Origin of the sequence: Leptospira yasudae (assembly GCF_003545925.1) — a bacterium.
In the GTDB taxonomy this organism is placed as follows: Bacteria; Spirochaetota; Leptospiria; order Leptospirales; family Leptospiraceae; genus Leptospira; species Leptospira yasudae.
This window is the reverse complement of sequence record NZ_QHCU01000006.1, coordinates 55,166-73,306: the sequence shown is the minus strand read 5'-3', so window position 1 is coordinate 73,306 and position 18,141 is coordinate 55,166. Positions and strand designations below refer to the sequence as shown.

17 protein-coding genes are annotated in these 18,141 nt (G+C 46.7%); 11 read left to right on the top strand and 6 right to left on the bottom strand.

The features are described from left to right. Positions 1-72: 72 nt before the first annotated feature. The 9 genes from DLM76_RS16685 to DLM76_RS16645 all read left to right on the top strand — a co-directional run bounded on the left by DLM76_RS16685 (position 73) and on the right by DLM76_RS16645 (position 8,989). Positions 73-423 (top strand): hypothetical protein, encoded by a 351-nt coding sequence (locus DLM76_RS16685; RefSeq protein WP_241548275.1) that lies wholly within the window; start codon positions 73-75, stop codon positions 421-423. 8 nt (positions 424-431) lie between these two features. Then, on the top strand, positions 432-3,005 hold the full coding sequence (locus DLM76_RS16680; RefSeq protein ID WP_118965890.1) for a TonB-dependent receptor plug domain-containing protein: 2,574 nt from the start codon (positions 432-434) through the stop codon (positions 3,003-3,005). Then, the gene (locus tag DLM76_RS16675) at positions 3,005-3,523 is read left to right on the top strand and encodes a hypothetical protein (protein ID WP_118957145.1); all 519 of its coding nucleotides are present in this window, start codon (positions 3,005-3,007) and stop codon (positions 3,521-3,523) included. The genes DLM76_RS16680 and DLM76_RS16675 overlap by 1 nt, the downstream gene beginning before the upstream one ends. Before the next feature lie 90 nt (positions 3,524-3,613). Continuing rightward, entirely contained in the window at positions 3,614-4,228 is a 615-nt protein-coding gene (locus tag DLM76_RS16670) for a MotA/TolQ/ExbB proton channel family protein (protein ID WP_118957146.1), read from the top strand. 18 nt (positions 4,229-4,246) lie between these two features. Next, on the top strand, positions 4,247-4,651 hold the full coding sequence (locus DLM76_RS16665; protein ID WP_118957147.1) for an ExbD/TolR family protein: 405 nt from the start codon (positions 4,247-4,249) through the stop codon (positions 4,649-4,651). A gap of 19 nt (positions 4,652-4,670) precedes the next feature. After that, positions 4,671-5,309, top strand: a complete 639-nt coding sequence (locus DLM76_RS16660; RefSeq protein WP_118957148.1) for an energy transducer TonB — start codon at positions 4,671-4,673, stop codon at positions 5,307-5,309. 182 nt (positions 5,310-5,491) lie between these two features. Next, positions 5,492-5,950, top strand: a complete 459-nt coding sequence (locus tag DLM76_RS16655) for an LIC_20196 family exoprotein (RefSeq protein ID WP_118957149.1) — start codon at positions 5,492-5,494, stop codon at positions 5,948-5,950. A gap of 12 nt (positions 5,951-5,962) precedes the next feature. Next, positions 5,963-8,362, top strand: a complete 2,400-nt coding sequence (locus DLM76_RS16650) for a C1 family peptidase (protein WP_118965889.1) — start codon at positions 5,963-5,965, stop codon at positions 8,360-8,362. 150 nt (positions 8,363-8,512) lie between these two features. Continuing rightward, the gene (locus DLM76_RS16645) at positions 8,513-8,989 is read left to right on the top strand and encodes a hypothetical protein (protein WP_118965888.1); all 477 of its coding nucleotides are present in this window, start codon (positions 8,513-8,515) and stop codon (positions 8,987-8,989) included. Positions 8,990-9,002: 13 nt separating this feature from the next. Here the strand turns inward: DLM76_RS16645 and DLM76_RS16640 are convergent, their stop codons facing one another. From DLM76_RS16640 to DLM76_RS16630, 3 genes are all read right to left on the bottom strand, one after another. After that, positions 9,003-10,355 carry an EAL domain-containing protein gene (locus tag DLM76_RS16640; protein ID WP_118966079.1) on the bottom strand — a complete coding sequence of 451 codons (1,353 nt, stop codon included), beginning with the start codon at positions 10,353-10,355 and terminating at the stop codon, positions 9,003-9,005. 103 nt (positions 10,356-10,458) lie between these two features. Next, a complete protein-coding gene (locus DLM76_RS16635) occupies positions 10,459-11,877 on the bottom strand; it encodes a UTP--glucose-1-phosphate uridylyltransferase (RefSeq protein ID WP_118957152.1) in 1,419 nt (472 codons plus the stop codon). Continuing rightward, complete coding sequence (locus DLM76_RS16630; protein ID WP_118965887.1) at positions 11,865-12,272, bottom strand: hypothetical protein; 408 nt, start codon at positions 12,270-12,272, stop codon at positions 11,865-11,867. The genes DLM76_RS16635 and DLM76_RS16630 overlap by 13 nt, the downstream gene beginning before the upstream one ends. 51 nt (positions 12,273-12,323) lie before the next feature. Between DLM76_RS16630 and DLM76_RS16625 the strand changes: the two genes are divergently transcribed. Further along, positions 12,324-13,325: a lipase family protein gene (locus DLM76_RS16625; RefSeq protein WP_118965886.1), complete on the top strand. Its 1,002-nt coding sequence runs from the start codon at positions 12,324-12,326 to the stop codon at positions 13,323-13,325. A 42-nt stretch (positions 13,326-13,367) separates the two neighbouring features. Beyond that, complete coding sequence (locus DLM76_RS16620) at positions 13,368-14,060, top strand: M24 family metallopeptidase (protein WP_118957155.1); 693 nt, start codon at positions 13,368-13,370, stop codon at positions 14,058-14,060. 8 nt (positions 14,061-14,068) lie between these two features. Here the strand turns inward: DLM76_RS16620 and DLM76_RS16615 are convergent, their stop codons facing one another. The 3 genes from DLM76_RS16615 to DLM76_RS16605 are packed head-to-tail and all read right to left on the bottom strand — an operon-like array spanning position 14,069 to position 17,984. Further along, complete coding sequence (locus tag DLM76_RS16615) at positions 14,069-14,635, bottom strand: CsgG/HfaB family protein (RefSeq protein WP_118957156.1); 567 nt, start codon at positions 14,633-14,635, stop codon at positions 14,069-14,071. Beyond that, the gene (locus tag DLM76_RS16610) at positions 14,635-16,761 is read right to left on the bottom strand and encodes a 7TM diverse intracellular signaling domain-containing protein (protein WP_429945272.1); all 2,127 of its coding nucleotides are present in this window, start codon (positions 16,759-16,761) and stop codon (positions 14,635-14,637) included. Before DLM76_RS16610 ends, DLM76_RS16615 begins: the two co-directional genes overlap by 1 nt. Next, positions 16,758-17,984 (bottom strand): TraB/GumN family protein, encoded by a 1,227-nt coding sequence (locus DLM76_RS16605; RefSeq protein WP_118965885.1) that lies wholly within the window; start codon positions 17,982-17,984, stop codon positions 16,758-16,760. Before DLM76_RS16605 ends, DLM76_RS16610 begins: the two co-directional genes overlap by 4 nt. Positions 17,985-18,141 lie beyond the last annotated feature (157 nt).

Sequence of the window (18,141 nt, the reverse complement as noted above, 5' to 3'; positions counted from 1 at the left end):
ACGAACCTTCGGTCGCATTCTCGGAATCTTCTGAAAAAACGGATTTTCTTTTTCAAAACGAAACCGTTCGTTTTGAGCGGGAGAATTCTCCCGTTGGTTTGGATTTTAACCGCACTGGTTTTCGCTCAGAACTGTGTGAGACCGGAAGTCGTTTCTGCGGGAGATTCGCAGAGTCAGATGTATGCGGCGGCGAGTTATTTGGCGAACAAGTGCGGAACTCCGATTCCTCAGCCCTTCCCGATTATATTCGAAGAAGTTCAGCAAAAAAATCTGGATCTATGCACGATCGCGATCACAAGATCGGAATGTCCTTTTGTTTCTTATCCTTTCGCCTGTGTTCTGCTCTACGTGGACAAACCTCTCGACGATATTCCATGGTATCTCAACTTCCAGGAAACATTCGTAAAAACTAAAATACAGTAAGGCAAACGATGAAGATGTTCGAACGATCCACACAACGAGCCGCGAAGTTTGGAAAACGGATTCCGTTTTTATTTTTCATTTTCCTTACGATTCCGATGGCGGAGGTCTTTGCGGAAGTTTCCTTTCGAGGCCGAGTTTATTCCCGCAATAAAAGCGCGGGAGAAGCGAACATCACCGTTCGTCTTTCGGAAACCAAGAAATTTTATCAGACCGATGCGGAAGGTTACTTTCAAGCGGTCGTTCCTTCTCCCGGAACATACACGTTCCGGATCTTAAGAGACACCGGGATGCAGGAAATCCGACAAGAGGTCGGAGATACTTCCGAAACCGTCGTTCTTTATACGGACAAAGCTTCTTCCGCAGGCGGCGGAGTTTCCAAAGGCGGAATCAACGTTACGGGTGAACGGGAAAAACAACTCATGTCCCGTACCAAACTTCGCTTCGAGGAAATCAAACGGATGCCGGGAACATTCGGCGAACCCCTCCGCGCGATCGAAACGATTCCCGGCGTGGTTCCCGTTTCCGCCTTCGGAGGCGGTGCGAGTAACTACGTTTTCCGAGGCGCGGACCCGAACACGAACCTTTATCTCTACGACGATCTTCCGATCTTGTATCCGTTTCACTTCGACGGTTTGACCGCGACGATCAACGGGAACTTGATCAAGTCCATGGACGTTTACACGGGAGTTCTCCCCGCGAACTTCAACAACGCACTCGGAGGGGTGATCGAAATCGAATCTCCCGATAAGGTGGAACGTTCTCAGGGAAATTTTTTGACTTCTCTTTGGGCGGCTTCCGCGAACTACCAGACCACGTTTGCGGGCGGGAAAGGTTATATTCTCGGCGCGGTGAAAGTCGGTTATATCGACAAGACGTTCGAGACGTTAGGCACCATGTCGGGCGGAAGTCTTCTTCCGGACGGAGTTCGTCTGCCTCGCTACACCGATTCTCAAGTGAAGATGGTCTATAACTTCAACGATCAACATCAAATCTCGTTGTATTCTTTGACCGCAAAGGACGACTTTGCGCTCAATCCTCCCGCCAAACCGCAGAACGACCCTACCAAGGATCAGCTCGCCGCGTTTGCGGGCGGAAATCTTTCCGCGGGCCAGGGCTATCGCACACAAGCGATTCGTTATACTTGGAGACCGGTCGAAAACTTCTCCAATCGGATCACGGTTATCAGCTACGATCCGTTCGTGGATTACAACGTTTCCTTGGGTTCCATCAAAGGAAAACAACGAGGAAGCGGGGCTTACAACGGGATTCGTCAGGACGCGTATTGGGATCCGAACAAGCACTTCACGCTGGAGTTCGGTTCCGAAGTACGTTTCTTGAATTACAAAACGACGGGAAGCACGATCCAACAAACCGATCCGAACAACCCCGACCCGAACCCGTATGACACGGCGAGTCCCGACTTTCGAACCGTCCAAGATACGAACCGGGTACGAAGCAAATACTACAACGCTTATACTACGATGAAGTTCAAGTTCGGCGGTTTGCTCTTTGAACCGGGAGCGAGATACGATTACATCCCTTATATCAAAAACGGGGCCTTGGGTCCTAAGGCGCAACTTTCCTACAAGTTCGAGGGAATCGGAAAGGGAACCACCGTATTCGGAGGTGCGGGAGATCACTTTAACTTTCCGTTAACGACTCAATTCTCCGAAGAAAGCGGAAACCCTCACCTGAAGTTTCAAAAGGCGTTCAAATACGGCGGGGGAATCGATCAACAAGTCACTTCCGATTGGCAGGTCAAGGGAGAAGTATTCAAACAGGAATTCTCCAATCTGATCGTGGACGATCCGTATGTCACCGATTTTATCGGAAAGAACGCGGATCAGTACGGAAGAGTATTACAACCTTACGTCTTGAACAAACCTCTGAACTATTCGAACAACGGAACGGGTCATTCCAGAGGATACGAATTCGTGATCCGCAAAACCGCGGCGCCCGGAACGAGAGATTGGTTCGGATGGATTTCCTACACTTGGTCGCAAACATTCAGAAATCCTAATATTTACAAGCCCGACGGAATCATGGCTCCCGTTGCGACCGGACCGGAACAAAGGCTTCTCGCGCAGACCTATCACAACTCGAAAGAAACCTTATACAACTACGACCGAACTCATATCATCAACATGGTTTTCGGTTGGAGATTCAGTCAGGATTGGCAGTTCGGAGCGAGATGGTCTTATCTGACTTCCATGCCGATCACTCCGATCGTCGGGGACGACGGCGGTAGATTTTCCAATCCGGCCAACAACCAAACGATTTGGATTCCGACTTCCGCGAACAACCCGTATCTCGCGGATTATACGAACACGAAACGTATGGCGGACTATCACAGGTTGGACATTCGGATCGACCGATTCTTAAACTACGAATGGGGTTACGTGAATACGTTCTTCGAAGTGATCAACGTGTATATGAGGCAGAACGTCGCCGGGCAAGACTTCGACGTTACGCGTCCTTACTCTGCGACCAACCCGAAACCGTCGCAGACGTTCGGAACTCTGACGCTTCCGGGCGGAACGGTCATTCCTTTCTTTAACATCGGGATCGAGGTGAAGTTCTAATGAAACGGAATCCGTTCACTCTTCTTAAAAAGATAACAAGAAACGTTTTTAACGTTTTGGTAATCGCGTACGTAATTTGGAACTGTAACAACCTTCCGAACGATGACGACAGTTTCAACCGGGATAACGAAAAGAGAGTGATTCTTCAGTATCTGCTTCTGCCTCCTACGGACCCGATCCAGTCTTGCGTCGCTTCTTTGCAGGCGGCTCAGACTTGTTTGAATCAGGCTCCCGATCTGCCTACTCCGCTTTCTGAACTTGCGATCGTAACCTTGTTCAGCGGAGGAGACGCGTCCATCGGAACGTATCAGAATTTCTGCAATAGCCTCGTGAATTCCGCGACATTCGCGAAGTTTACTCCCCGCGCCAAGGCCTGCGTGATGGATTGCAACCGTTCGTATTGGGTGAATAAAAATTCCGCGGGAACCTGCGGGGAAAGCGGGCTTTCTCAGATATCGGGACTCTCCACCGGAACGTTTTCCTGCACAAAAACCTGTGTGAGCATTTCGGGAGAATGAGGAACAGCTTCTGAAAAAAGAACACGGTGAAAATCGAGTGACTTTGATGTCGGTTTTAAAAAATAAAGAATATTTAGAGGATCCAAAATTATGACTATGTATTTAGTTGAATACGGCGAGACGTTCATCTTTATAGTGATGCTCGTAGCAAGTATCGTCGCTCTCGCAGTAGGCACCGAAAGAATTCTTATCTTTCGCAAAAGTCTTAGAAACACGGACGCAATTCTACCCATCTTAACTTCCGAAATCAGAAAGGGAGATTTCGGCGCGGTTAAAACCGTAGCTTCGGAAAATCCGGGCAATGTCTACGCGAAGTTTTCCCAGTTTTCCGCGGAACATTACGAAGTCGGTCACGACGCTCTTTCCGAACTGCAGGAAGGAAGAATCATCGGCGAACGCGTGGATTTGGAAAATCATCTTCCGATCCTGAACACTCTCGGAAACAACGCTCCGTTTATCGGTCTTTTGGGAACGGTTCTCGGTGTGATCAAGGCATTCTACGGATTGGGAACTTTAGGAAGCACCGGAGCCGAGTTCGTAATGAGAAGTATCTCCACCGCTCTTTTGGCGACCGCAGCAGGTCTGGGTGTCGCGATTCCCGTGGTAATGGCGAACAACTATTTTACCCGTAAGTTGAAAGTGATTCAGGCAAATTTGGAGATTCTTTCCAGAGAGTTTCTTGCAAGTCTTTCTCGCAAGAAATAGAATAAGGAGAATTCGAATATGGCAGGCTCTGCTCCCTCCGGCGACGGAGAAGAAATAGGCAATATCAATATCACCCCGATGGTGGACGTGATTCTGGTTCTTCTGGTGATCTTTATGGTCACCGCGAACTTCTTAAAAAAAGAATCCATCAACATCAACCTTCCGAAAGTGGAAGCCGCGGATCCGAACGTAGCTCAATCGGTTCAGGTCGCTTTGACCAAGGACGGTAAGATTCTTTTGGAAGGAGCGGATACTTCGATCGAACGATTGAAGGCTCATCTCGAACGGGATTCCAAGATCAGACCGAATATGCGTCTGACTCTTTCGGCGGATTCTTCCCTTCCTTACGGGAAGATCGCGGAAACGATGGGAGTGATCCGCAAAGCGGGCGTCACAAAAATTGCTCTTTCGGTAAAACGTTAGACAAAACGGGAAAGATAGAATGGTAAGCGTTCCTGAAATCAAACAGAAGATCGTCGAATTCGGATTGTTCCGTTTTTGTCTGATTGCGTCCTTTGCCCTGCATTCCCTTACGATCGGAGCGTATTTCATCGCGACGTACATTCCCGAGTCGGAGATTTCTTCCGACGACTTGGAAGCTCAGGACGTAGAAGTCGATTTGGAAGACATTCCCCCCGAATTGATCGGAGGAACTTCTTCTCCCGCTCCGGTGGAAAAACAGGAATGGGTGGAAGGTTCCAATCAAAACGCGGATGATCCCATCGACGAGGATCTCAATCCGAACGCTCTTTCCGGAAACGGAACCGATAAGGACGGATTCTTATTTTCTTACAACGGAGATAAAACTCCGACTCCGATCATCGACTTTGATCTCAGAGATTTCTTCCCTCCGCAGGCGAAATCGGCCGGGATCGTTTCCAAACAAGTCGTGGTGATCGTGCAAATCGACGAACAAGGAAATTTGCAGGGAGCCAAGATCGCTTCCGGAAAAGCCGGATTCGGATTCGACGAAGCGGCGATCAAGATCGTGAAACTGGCTCGTTGGAGTCCGGGATACGTTCAAGGAAGACCGACCAAGATGTCGCATCGGGTTCCGATTTCCTTCAATCTCGAAGATTGAGGTTCTCCTTCGATCTTAGAAAGTTCGTTTTATAAAGTTCCCGTTCGCGAAATTTTTTTCGCTTCTTTGGAAAGAAACGAAACGCGCATACGCTTTTAAAAATTAAAAAATTTCTTGCGGTGTCCATTTGAAGGTTCATACTTCACCCTTGGTCGAAAAGAATCGGCCAGATGGAGACAAAGATGAATCTAAAAGCGTTTGCTTGGATCGGTTTACTTATAATAACATTGCCGCTTTGGTCGGTGCCCACTCCTCCCACGCTCGAAACTCAGGTTAAGAATTCAGATTATATCGCGTTGACTCGGATCACGAACGTCCGCGAGAAAAAAATTTCCGAAACTTCGATTTCGGTGACCGCCACCGTCGAAATTTTAAAACCTTGGAAAGGCGCCGAAAAACTTCCGGCTAAATTCGAAATCGGTTTTATGATCTTCCCCGAACTTTTGGGGAAATGGCTGAAGGCCGCTCCTCCCGAAGGAGATTACATCCTATTCTTAAATCAAAAAACAGTAAAAGACAGCAAGGGGAACGAGTCCTCCTTGATCGCTCTCTACGAACCGCATCCTTTCGCGTTTAAGGAATATTCCAGAGAGACCGAAGACAAAATCCGGGAAGCGATTCAGGCTCAAAAAGGAGAATAAGAGGAAACGTATATGAGAATTTTAAAATATACTATTTTATCTTTCGTTCTTTTGTTCACGGCGTATTCTTCCGTTTCCGCTCAACCGTCCGTGCGCGGGCTCGGAATGAAGCAGGAATCTTCCGAACTTCTTTCTTCTTTGAAGGAAACGAATCCGTACGGAATCTCTCACAGAGGTCTTGCTTCCAGCGTCGACTTGTCCTCTTCCATGCCTCCCGTCGGAAATCAAGGCGAACAAGGCAGCTGTGTCGCTTGGTCCACGGCTTACGCGACGAAAAGTTTTCAAGAATACATCGAAAGAAAGAATTCCAAGGATTGGTCTTTGCGGACCGCCGGCGGAACTCCGGACTACAGCAAAGTCTTTTCTCCCGCGTTTATCTACAATCAGATCAACGGAGGAAGGGACAACGGTTCTTTGATCTCCGACGCGATGCGCGTGATGGTGGAAATGGGCGCGGCTCCTTGGGAAACCATGCCTTACAATCCCGCCGATTACAGAGCGCGTCCTCCGCAAGCCGCGATCGCCGCCGCCGCAAAATACAAGGCGAAAGAATTCTTACGCGTGAAGACGACCGATATGAGCGAGATCAAAGCCCAGCTCGCGGAAGGAAAGCCCGTGGTCGCCGGAATTTTGGTATATGAGAATTTCTTCAATATCAAAGGAAATCAGATCTACAAAGACGGACTCGGTAAAACTTACGGAGGTCACGCGATCGCTCTTGTCGGTTACGACGATTCTAAAAACGCTGTGAAGTTCATCAACTCTTGGGGAACGGATTGGGGCGATCAAGGGTACGGTTATATCGATTATCGTTGGTTTACCCGAATCTGCCAGGGCGCGTTTGTGATGATCGATCAAGTGGAAACCGTCAGCGATCAGGGCAAACCCGATTCCAACACGCCGGAACCTACGAGCGTTGCAAGCGATTCCAATCCGGTTGCACCCGCGTCGATCACCGCATCGCAGGGAAGTTTTACCGATAAGGTTTTGATCAATTGGGAAATCGTTCCGGGTGCGATCGGTTACGAGATTCACAGAAAGGGTCCGGGAGATTCCGGTTTTGCAAAGATCGGTTTATCCGGAACGAACAGCTTCAACGACGACGGAGTTCAGCCGAATCTCGCGTATCGATATAAGATTCTTACGCTGACGGATTCTTCCTCTTCCGATTTGTCCGAAGGAGAAGTGGTCGGTTTCGCGAAAACGGAAGAATTAAAACCTCCTCCGAAAGTTCTCGGAGTGAAAGCGACACAAGGACAATACGATAACAAGATCGAACTTGCCTGGGAACCCGGAGACGCTTCTTCCGAATATCAGATTTTTAAATGGAATAAAACTCAGAAACGGTATAACCCGATCGGAAATTCCAAGATCAACAATTACGTGGACAATTCCGCCGCGAGAAAAGGCGTCGTGGAAATCTACGTCGTTTCCGCAAAACTCAACGGAAAAACGGGAGAACCTTCGGACGCTGCGAGCGGATTTACCGCGCAACCGAAAACTCCTCCCGCAAAACCTCTCGGGTTGACTGCGAGCCGAGGTTCGTATCAAAATAAGATCGAGTTGAAATGGCAGAAGGTTTCCGGCGCATCCAAGTATTACATCTTTCGATACGTGAAGTCCGGTTGGATCGGAGGCGGCGCTTGGGAAAAAATTTCCGAAACCGGATCGGAAGAATTCATCGATGAGAATCTTCCCGCGCGATACGCGTATTACTCCGTAACCGCGGTGAACTTGGAAGGAAAGAACGGCCCGTTTTCCAGTTTTGCTTACGGATTCACGGACCCGAACAAACAAAGAGGGGTAAAATTACCTTCTCCGGAAAACCTCAAAGGAGTTCTGGACGCAAAGGCAGGCAAGATCAGCCTGACTTGGGATAAGACCAAGGACGCATCGGAATATTATGTTTTTCGCAAGAAGAGAGGGGAATCCAAATGGACCTTTTTGGCTTCTGCGGGGAATAAGAATTCGTACGTAGCCGACGTTCCCGAAAAAGAAGTTCTCTTTTTGTATTCAGTGACCTCCAAGACCGATCTCGGTGGAGAAAGCGGGAACTCATTGCCGGTTTCCGCCGTGCTTTCTACGGCCGTGACCGCTCCTAAGAAAAGAACCTTCGGCGGAGATTCAACTCTGGAGAAGTTCAAAGGGCCTTGGACGGCGATGGCATGGGACGGAAGCAACGGTGTGAGCCAGGTTCTTCTGGAAATCGAAAGCTCGGATAACGTCAATTATACGGTTAAGTTCAACAAGAAAAAAATCTTCGAAGGGAAATACGTGGAGGAATCCCCGATCATCGATAAGGACGGAAAATTCAAGATCGAGATCGAAAAAACCGGAGACGCGCTTTCGGTTACGATGAAGGATCCGAGCATCGTAAATCAAAAATCGAATCTTTCGTTTTTGAAAGAATGATTTAGGAAATCGCTTCGAACACAAGTTTCAATCGAGTTGAAAAGCCGCGGTTGGAAACCGTTCGCGGGTTTTTAAATCGATACGTTTAGAATAAGATCGAATCCCGCTTGTCGACAATCGGCGGCGGGATTTTTTCTATTTTTACGACTTATGAATGAAGATAAGAATCAACGTGCAAAAAACGGATGGATATACGGTTTCGCGACTCCTCTGATTGCGCTGCTTTTGATCGACACTGCCGAAGTCCTTGCCTTTCAATCGTTTCCCAATTTACGATTGGGCGGTTTTACGGAGCGATCCATTCTGTTCGGGTACAGAAAAACTTTGGGTATTGATTGGCAATTTCCGTATGCGAATATGCTTTTAACCGCCGTAGTATGGGGAGTCGGGTCGCTGATTGTTTTCTTTTTTATGACCCATATCTTAGGTCCGATCCGTAAGCTTCCGATCTTTTTCGCAATCTCGCTCTTAATCGTTCTGCTATACCTTTTGTACTGTATAGGGATGGACATTCAGTTCGCTTTTCGAATTTTTTGTTTGTTTGCTGCGATGGTTTCGGCTATGGCGGGAGCGTCGGGAGCTTTCTTATACAAATACATACGAAGCAGGATAAAAACGAAACGATAGAGAGGATCTTGTTTTAAACAAGGAGTTTCAGGTCTTTGGCGAGTTTAAAGATATTTCCCTTTTCTTTCAGTTGCAGAAGAAGTTCCTCGGAGTTCAGGACTTTATTCACGACCGCTTCGGGAAGATTCTGCATGTCCTTAAAGATTTCCTTATATTCTTCGATGGAGATTTTCGTGCAGAATAGATTGGCTTGAAAATAATAAACTTGGTGCGTGATGAGAAAGTTGAGCGAATCGATGTCTTCGAGCGCTTCCGCCGTGATGATCGCTTCCCTGTTGTCCGAAAGTCTTCTGCAATAATCGATAAACGCAAGGTTGTCCAAGAACTTCGTTAGGTCCTGATCCGCTTTGAACTTGAAGCTGATCGGATCGAGTTTGAATTCCTTGATCATTTCCCCCAAATCCAGAACGATCTGGTGGCTCTGACTTTTGACTCCGAAATCATCCGCCGCGAAACTGATTCCGAAATTCCAGAAACGTTTGCAGACGCTTTTCAAAGTGATGTTTTCCTCTTCGTACGGCTTTTCGATCAGTTCCATTCTCACGAGAGCCGGATTCAAGTTTTGATTGAGAAGAAGGTTGTGAAAACGCGTGACCTTCTCGTCCGTATCGAAGGTATCGATCAAAGTCTGAGGAGAAATGTTGAACTTCAAAAGACCGGGCGCGCCGTTGCAGCACATGGTCAGCTTTTCCAAAATCAAAAGCTCGATCCGGTTCAAATCCTGATCGTGCGGAATATCGCGGATGAGGTCCGCATAACCCGCGTACGCTTCTCCGCCCACGAATACTTCCCCGCCCTTCATGGAATACATGTGCGTCTTGTGATTGTAGTGGATGATCGGCTGAATGACCGCGTCCGCCTTTTCACCGGCGAAGTAATCGTTGACCCGGTTGAGATAGGTCCAACTCCAACGAATCAGATTGTCTTTTAAATTCTTCAGGGAAGAAACTTCCAGCTCGTGAAAGATCTCGTCCACGTAGGAGATATAATTGCACTGCGTTCTTGCGATTCCGAAGTCGAAATTCATAGACCCGCTTTTGATCGAAACCTCTCGGAAACGTCCTAACACCGAATCGAAGTTTAAAAACCCGTTGGAACCCGTCGTATGCATCGGAGCGACCCCGATCAGAAGATTCTTCTTATCCCCGTAACAATAATAGGAATAGTGATTTTCCGCGCCCGGATGCAGCTCGGAGATTTTGGTGGGAACACGTTGAAGAAAATCGAGAAAGGATAAGGACTTTATATCCTGGAACCGGAGAAGAACGATGGGTTTCCCTCGGTTTTCATTGATGAATACGTTTTTAAATTGTTCGATCTCCCCCTCGTCAAAGGAGCGGATCTTCGGACTTTTAGAAGTTGTCATTTTAGCCTTTGTATTCAAAAGATCCGTTGGAATGCGGATTTGAAATCCGTCCATCAAGAAGGTTCTAATAAAAAGATCCGATGGACGATTTTCTTTGTAAAGCCTAAAAGGAATATTTTCCGGACTCGAAGATTCCTAAATTCAATTCCGAGATCTTACGAGGTGAGGAACCGTTATTCTCAATCGTTACGTCACCCACAATCGTGATTTTTCGATCAAACAGCACTTCTCCTTTGACTTGAAGCGAAGTGCAGCGCACTAAAGAAGGAATTTCCGGAAAGAGACGGTTAAAATCCTGGATCTTCTTATAAAATTTGTCATCCAATGAAATCAAAACTTCGCCTAATGCCGATTTTTTTCTCTCTTCCGACATGGTGATGGAATAATCGTCGCGCAAATGATATGCGTCCGATCTGCGGACCAAATAGTCTTCGCACTTTTTAACCGGAGCGAATCGATCCCTCGGAATGATGATTCCTTTGACGCGGTTGAAATTACGGATTGCGGAACCCATCGCGGTTTCGAGTTGCAGAACTTCTTTCCCTTCCACGGTTTTCGGATTTACGATCAAAGAAAGTTCGAAGTTTCCCTGAAGAATTCTTTCTTTCAAAGCGACGAGATCGATCCAAAGATTGTTCGTCGAGAAGGTTCTGAATTTGCCGAGCCCTTCGAATTCGTGCATGTGATCCGCGGGAACCTGAGCCGTTTCGAGTAACTGATAGTTTTCCGGTTTTCCGTTTACGATTCTCCGGTAGATCGCCCCTCCCTTTTTGTCCGCGAGAGTTTTCGGAGTCATCTCCATGCAGAATTCCAGTTTTTCCTTCAGCATATAGGAAAGAATTCCGGGATGAACCGTAGCACCTAAGTTATCCCCGTTGGATACGAAGGCGATCTTGTAGCCGTTTTCGATCAGAGTATCAAGCAGTCCCGTTTCCAAAAGGGAAATCCAAATGTCTCCGTGGCCGGGAGGACACCATTCGTCGTCGGGGTTCTGGCACGAAATCGGTGTTAGGTCCTCTTTGAGAATCCGCGGAACCTTGTGTTGCAGAAAAGAAGTCGCGAACTTTTGGGAAAATCCGATCCGCTTCAGTTCCGCCTGACTTTCCTTTTGTGTGTTGAAGCTGTCCATCAAGATCAATGGCACGGACACGTTATACTTGCTTTGAATGACCTGCGATTGTTTCGCGAAAATTTCCAGAAACGACATTCCGTCTTTGAGAGGAATGAGGGATTTAGGACCGGAAAGCCCCATCGACGTTCCGAGTCCGCCGTTCAACTTGATGACGACCAAGTTCTTGAGAATTTCCGGATCGGGCGCGTGTTCCGCTTCGATTCGTTCGAGGGTGATCTCGTCCTTGACGGGGTCCAGATCGCCTACTTCTTCCCAACGAACCATACCGGTTTCCCCGTTTCGAACCTGGTCCGTCTTTTTTAAAAAGTCCTGAATGAAGGTCTGCGACATTCCTTCGGAAGACATTTTATTTCGGATTAATTCCTCCGATTTCGTTTTCATCGAATCCATCGCACCACCGATTTGCTGTTGTATTGTTCGTCGAACTCGGTGAACTCGATCGAGAATTTCTCGGACGGGTTCGAAGGTTCGTAGAAGAGTTTCACCTTTACTTCTCTTCCTTTGCCCGGAATTTCATTGGCAACTTCTTCGTTTTCCGTGTAAAGAGGAAGAAAGACGAGATACGTATAAATATAAACGGTTCGTTCGGGAGTTTTTTTATAAACGAGAACGCCCTTTCCCGTTAGATCCCGTTTCAAAAGTTTCGTGTAAGGAACGGGAAAGTTTTTTCCCCAGGCTTCCTTTAAATTTTTCTCCATCCCGGAGTGCGTCGGTATATTTGAATAGACAGCGGAAGGCAGGATGAAAAAAATCCAAAGGAAAAGAATCAGCTTCTTTGTTTTCATGAAAGACTCTGACAGTCTTGTCTTTTCACCCCATAACTTCAAGCCATTCTCATGAAAAAAATCATATCCGCTTTTAGAACGTTTCTCTACTTCCTATCGGAAATTTTGGAATTTATCGTTTCTGTAATCTCTTCGTTGTTTCCGACCGGCACGGACCCGAATCTTGCGAGAGGGGATATCTACATCGTAACGGGTTATCTTTCGGGAACTCTGTTTTATTCCAAGCTGCGCCGCGCTCTGGAAACGAAGGGTTATCAACCAAGAATTTTGAGAATCCCTCCTTTTTTCTGGAGCACCAAAAAAGCGGTCGAGATTCTCGCAAAGCAGATGGATCAGATTCCGTCCAAATCCGTTTTGATCGCTCATAACACCGGAGGGCTCTTGACGCTGCTCCTTCCTGATCGGAGTCGTCAAAAGATCCGAGGTTTGATTACTTTGGGAACTCCGTTCCGCGGAAGTCATTTGTTTACGATCCTTCCTGGTACGGGTCTTCGATACGGTTCTCCGTATTTGAAGGAATTGTTCAAGACGTTTTTGTTCATGGATCGTTTTCATCCTCTTGCGCCTTTGAAAGAATTTATTTTTTTACCGGCGTCTTCTTCCATCTATGGAGAAGAACGGGATCTGTGGTTTGACATTCCGGGCAATTACAATCAAGTTCGGAAAGCGGAAAACATCCGAACGATCTTGGAATATCTCGTCTTTCATTATCCGAGCGCGGCTGCAATCGAAGCGGAAAAGAACGCGTTGTTGAACGAGGCGAAAAAGAAGGTCGTTCTTTCGTCGTCTCGTGGGGTTTCTTCACTCAAAGAAAAACAAAGTTCTTCTCCGGCTTTGCAAGGGAAGAATTCTTCCGCGAAATCGAAGAACGTTTCGCAAACCAAAGGGAAGCCGACTGTAAAACCTGCGTCCAAATCGTCTAACAAGGTCAAGGCGACAAAAGCGGCTTCTAAATCGAAGGGTTCCAAACCGGCAAGCTCCGCAAAAACGAAACGAGCAGTTTCGGCGACAAAGAACAAAACGAAATCCGCGCCGAAAAAGAAGAAACGTTAAACGAAACCTTTTGGATAGAAGTTTAGGCAAGTTATCCTCATTTTGAACGCATCCGAGAAATTAGAAAAATTAAAAAGTGCGGAAAAGAAAGCTTCGCATTTGTTTCAATTGATCGAAAAGAATCGGATCCTGCAACCCGGCATTTCCGAAAAAGAAACGAGCTCTCTTATCTACGATCTTGCCAAATACGAATTTGGAGTTTCCAAGTATTGGCACAAAAAGATCGTCCGCGCCGGAAGGAATACGATTCTACCCTATGATGCTGATCCGGAAGATATTCTCATTCAAGAGGATGATATCGTATGGATCGATCTGGGGCCGGTTTTCGAAACTATGGAAGCCGATTTCGGAAGAACGTATGTTCTGGGAATGAATCCGGAAAAGTTAAGGATTCGGTCTTGCGTTGAAAGCGCTTGGAACCGATGCAGGGATTATTATTTTTCTAAAGATTCCCTTACCGGTAAGGAACTTTTTAATTTCGCAAAGAAACTCGCATCCGAAGACGGTTATCTTTTCGGGAGCGAAATTGCAGGGCATCTCATCGATGAATTCCCCCACAAAAAGAACCATTCTACGAGTAAAATCAATTATATCTGCGATGAGAATTCCTTCGATTTAAAGGAAAGGTTTGAAGGGAAGGAGCGATTTTGGATTTTGGAAATTCATTTTGTGGATAAGGAAAAAAAGTTCGGATCGTTTTTCGAACAATTATTGATCGAGTCGGAATCGATTTAGCCGAACGTTTAAGGTTGGCGGATGATTCTATATTGATTGTAAAGAGTGTCATCCGAATCGAAAACGGCTTCGGATAACGCGAGAATTTCTCCCGATTGAAGGGATACGACTCGAAGCTGAAGCAAAAACGTCTGATCGTTGAACTGAACCGTTCCTAAAAGAAGCAGGTCCACTCCCGATAACTTCCCGATTTCCAAACTTTTGTCCGAAAGAACCAATCCCGATTTTTGAAAGCTTTGCTCGTCGATCAATCGATTGAGTTGAGATTTTTCCACGAGAATCAGTTTTCCGGGCTCGGACATCTGCGGTAAAAGCTGCGAAGAAATCGTGCTTCCCAGCAGCGTCGGCGCTCCGTTTTCGTTTAACAAAGGTAAGATCGCGAGTTTGAGGGGGTTCTTTTTATCGGGGAAAGAAGTTTCGCGGTTGGTTTGGATTTGTTTTTTCAAAGCGGAAGAAGTCTCTTCCAAAACTGTATTCAACGGTTTCGCCGCGTTTCGTCTCGCGGATTTTCCGCTTCCCGCGCAAGCAAAGACCAAAAACGAACTTATGAATATGATAAAAATAGAATGTTTCATCAGAAGTATTTGACCAAGGTCACCCTGTTTCCCGTGGAATTGAACTTAACTACGTCGAACGTGGAAAGGGCGTAGGCCACTCCCCTTGTTTGAAGAGGAGTGTTTTCGTCCGTCTTTGCAAGAGCGTTTCGAACGATTCTCGCGTGATTGAATCCCTTCCCTTCGTCCGTGATTCTGTAGCCTACTTTCTGTCTGGAAAGAAAATATTCCACGAGAATTTTTTTGTCGCGATAATACGGATCGTTTTGGCGCGCGAGAATGAACTGAAAGTAATTTCCGTTCTTCAAGGACTTCGCCTTGTCTTCGTTGGAAATATTCAAGTTCCCGTGTTCGATCGCGTTGATGAGCATTTCGCGTAGGCTCGTGCGGATCGAAAGTGTCACGGTCGGATCGGTAAAACGCACAAGGTTGAACGTCAATCTTTGGCTCAGCAATTCCGCGTTTTGAAGATAATTGTTCATGGAGAATACGATTCGTTCCTCGTCCAAAAATCTTCCCATGAGATCCTGATCGGGTTCAAAGGCCCGTCCCAAAATTTCCCTTCCCGATTCGTGTTCGAGAATTTGAAGACGAACCTGCAATTCCTTCGGTTCTTTGAGATACTTCTGCAGGAAGTCCGCCCGGAAATACACCGGTTTTCCGCTGGAAGACAGTTCCTCCATCCGTTCCATCACATACAATTTTTTGAATGCGTCTTCGAGTCCGCCCGTGTTGTACATCAGCTCGAGAAAATTCTTCCCGAGTACGTCCTGCGGTTTGAATCCCAGAAACGTGGAAATGGATTTGTTGCTTCCCGTAATGATTCCGTTCGAGTCTAGATCGAAGAGAAAATCTTCCTCCCCTTCGTAGAGATTTTTATACTGAACGGCGGATTGTTCGTGTCTTTGTTTGAGAAGATTCAGATTGGCGGCCTGCGTTTCCAGATTCAACGAAAGTTGTTTGATCCGATCGGCGAGACCCAATGAAAGAAGTACGACTTCGATCGCGGAACCGATCTGCAATCCCCACTGTGTGAAAAAATTATCCGGAAAAATTCCGAACGCCTTCATCGCGTATAAAAAACTTCCGAGGATCAGAACGGACCAGGCCGTTAAGAAGAATCGGGCGGGACGATGTCCCTTCCAGACGCACTGAAGGCTGTTGACCAAAAGCAGAATCAGAACGATCAACAACACGAGAATGCTCGAAACCACGCTGAAAGTATAACTGAAAAACGTAAGCGAGCCGATGCAGCCGAAGGCGCAGATTCCCATGATCGGATAATAGAATTTGTTCGTGATCGGAGTGATTTTCGAGGATTCCAAAAAGGATTTTCCGAAAAGACAAGCCGCCAAAAACGCGGAGAACATAAAGAACGGAAGACTCACGTTCCCCCATTCGGGGTTGTTCGGCCAAAGAAACTGAAAGGATAGGCCGTTCAGGGTCAACTGAAAAAGAATATCAAAAAAGATGAATATACTGTAAAAGAGATAGCTTTTGTCGCGAGTCGTCAACAAAAGAAAGAGGTTGTATACGAACATGACCAACATCGTTCCGTAATAAAAACCGAGGGTCGTATATTCTTTGGCGGTTTGTTCCAGAAATTCGGTTCTTGAATACGCGAACAAAGGAACCACGATCGAACTCTTGGATTGGATGCGGACGTAATAATCGTTTTTTGAAAGAGGAGGTTCGCTGAGTTGAAACGGAAAATTACGATGTTCCGCGAGTCGGGATGAAAAAGGAAGTTCGTCTCCGGAAATCACCAAAGGCAAAGAACCGTTTCGTTCCGAATACAGCTGAAGAGAATCGATCAGACTGTATGTGAAAACCAGAACCCAATTTCTTGTTCCCTTCTCCCGATTGACGACGGGAATGCGGATCCAAATCGCGGCTTCGGAATAACCGAGGCTGTTGTTGAACAAGGGAATGGATTTACCGGATCGAAAGATTTTCTGAATTTCGGAAAAAGAACGTTTTCCCGAATGATCCTCGTAATACGTGAGATACGGTTGAAGATCCAAGCCTTCCATAATCACGCTCGGTTCGAATTCGGAAGAAGAAGTTTGTGCGGAAAGGGAAAAAACCCCGGAAACAAACAAAGTCCATCCAAGAAAGACTTTGAAGATCCGGAGTTTGCAGATCACAGAAAACCCTTGAGGACGCGGAATAAGTCTGCGGTGACGATAAAGGTTCCGATGCTGCTTCCGATCTGAGGAAGCATAAACACGAGAAAGATGCGGATCACGTTATTCTTCCAATAGCCTTTCCAGTGTTCGGAATCTTGCGCGATTCTTTCGAAGTCTTCCACTAAAGGTTTGCGGAGCCAGGATTCGGATAAGGCCGCCACCCAACCGGGTTTGATCACCGGATTGAAGTTTCCGATCGGCGCCGCCAAGAACGCAAGAACGATCGAAAGAGGATGTGCAAGGGAGATAAGAGCGCCTAACGCAGCCAAGCCGCCTTTCACTAAAATCCAACGAAGGACGAATTCCTGGCCTTGTTGTCTTCCGCCGAAATAAAAGACGGTCAGAATCAAACCGAGAAAAATTCCGGGAACCAAAAGCCCCTTCCAACGATCCAAAGCGGTTTTCTGGGGAAGATGATCCAAAGGAGAAATATCCTTATCGTCCTGAACGTGGTTCATGATTCCCTGTAAGTGACCTGCGCCTACGACCGCGAAAACCTTTTTTCCGTCTTTGGCGGCGTCGCGGATTCTTTGCGCCAAGTAAGAATCGCGTTCGTCGATGATCACGTTCTTAATGGATTCGTAACGTTTCGGAAGCTGAGAAAACAGATCCTTGAGCACGTCTTCGGATTTCATCTCTTCGATTTTTTCTTCCGAAATATCTTCCTTTACGAAGAGAGAAGTCAAAAGCGCGGAAAGAAGAAACATACGATTGAAGAGTCCGATGTTCCACCACGCGCGTTTGAGAGTCGTGGAAACTTCCCGGTCGATCGGAACGATCTTTGCGCCGATCTTCTCCCCTTCGGAGATCGCCATTCTCATTTCGTCTCCGGGTCGGATGGAACCCTTTCCGAGTTTCTTTTGAAACGCGGAAAGAATCAGACTCGAAAGAAGAAGATACATTTTTCTTTCTTTAAAAACTTTGAATATATCCAGTTTCTTCCAGTGTTCGCTGTCCTTTACGGAACGCATTCTGGAGTTGCAGAGTTCCACGCAGACCGTGTCCGGTTTTTCTTCCCGGATGATTCTTTGCACTTCGTCGATGCTTTTTTGGCTGATATGTGCCGTCCCGAGAATCGTTACGGGAACCTTACCGAGTTTAAACGTTTCGATCGGTTCCGAACTGGGAACGTTTTTTTTACGCTCGGGTTTTGTCTTTTCTTTCAGTGATGATTTTGCCATTCCAAAAGCAGTGTATGAAACCGAGATCCGAGAGTAAAATGAAATTCTCCCTTTTTTGAAATCGATTTCCGAAGTGGGATTCTCTTCTTTCGGAACGTCTCAAAAAAGTATTGAAGAATTGGAGACGATCCAATATTGTCTTGTTACTTCTTAGAGA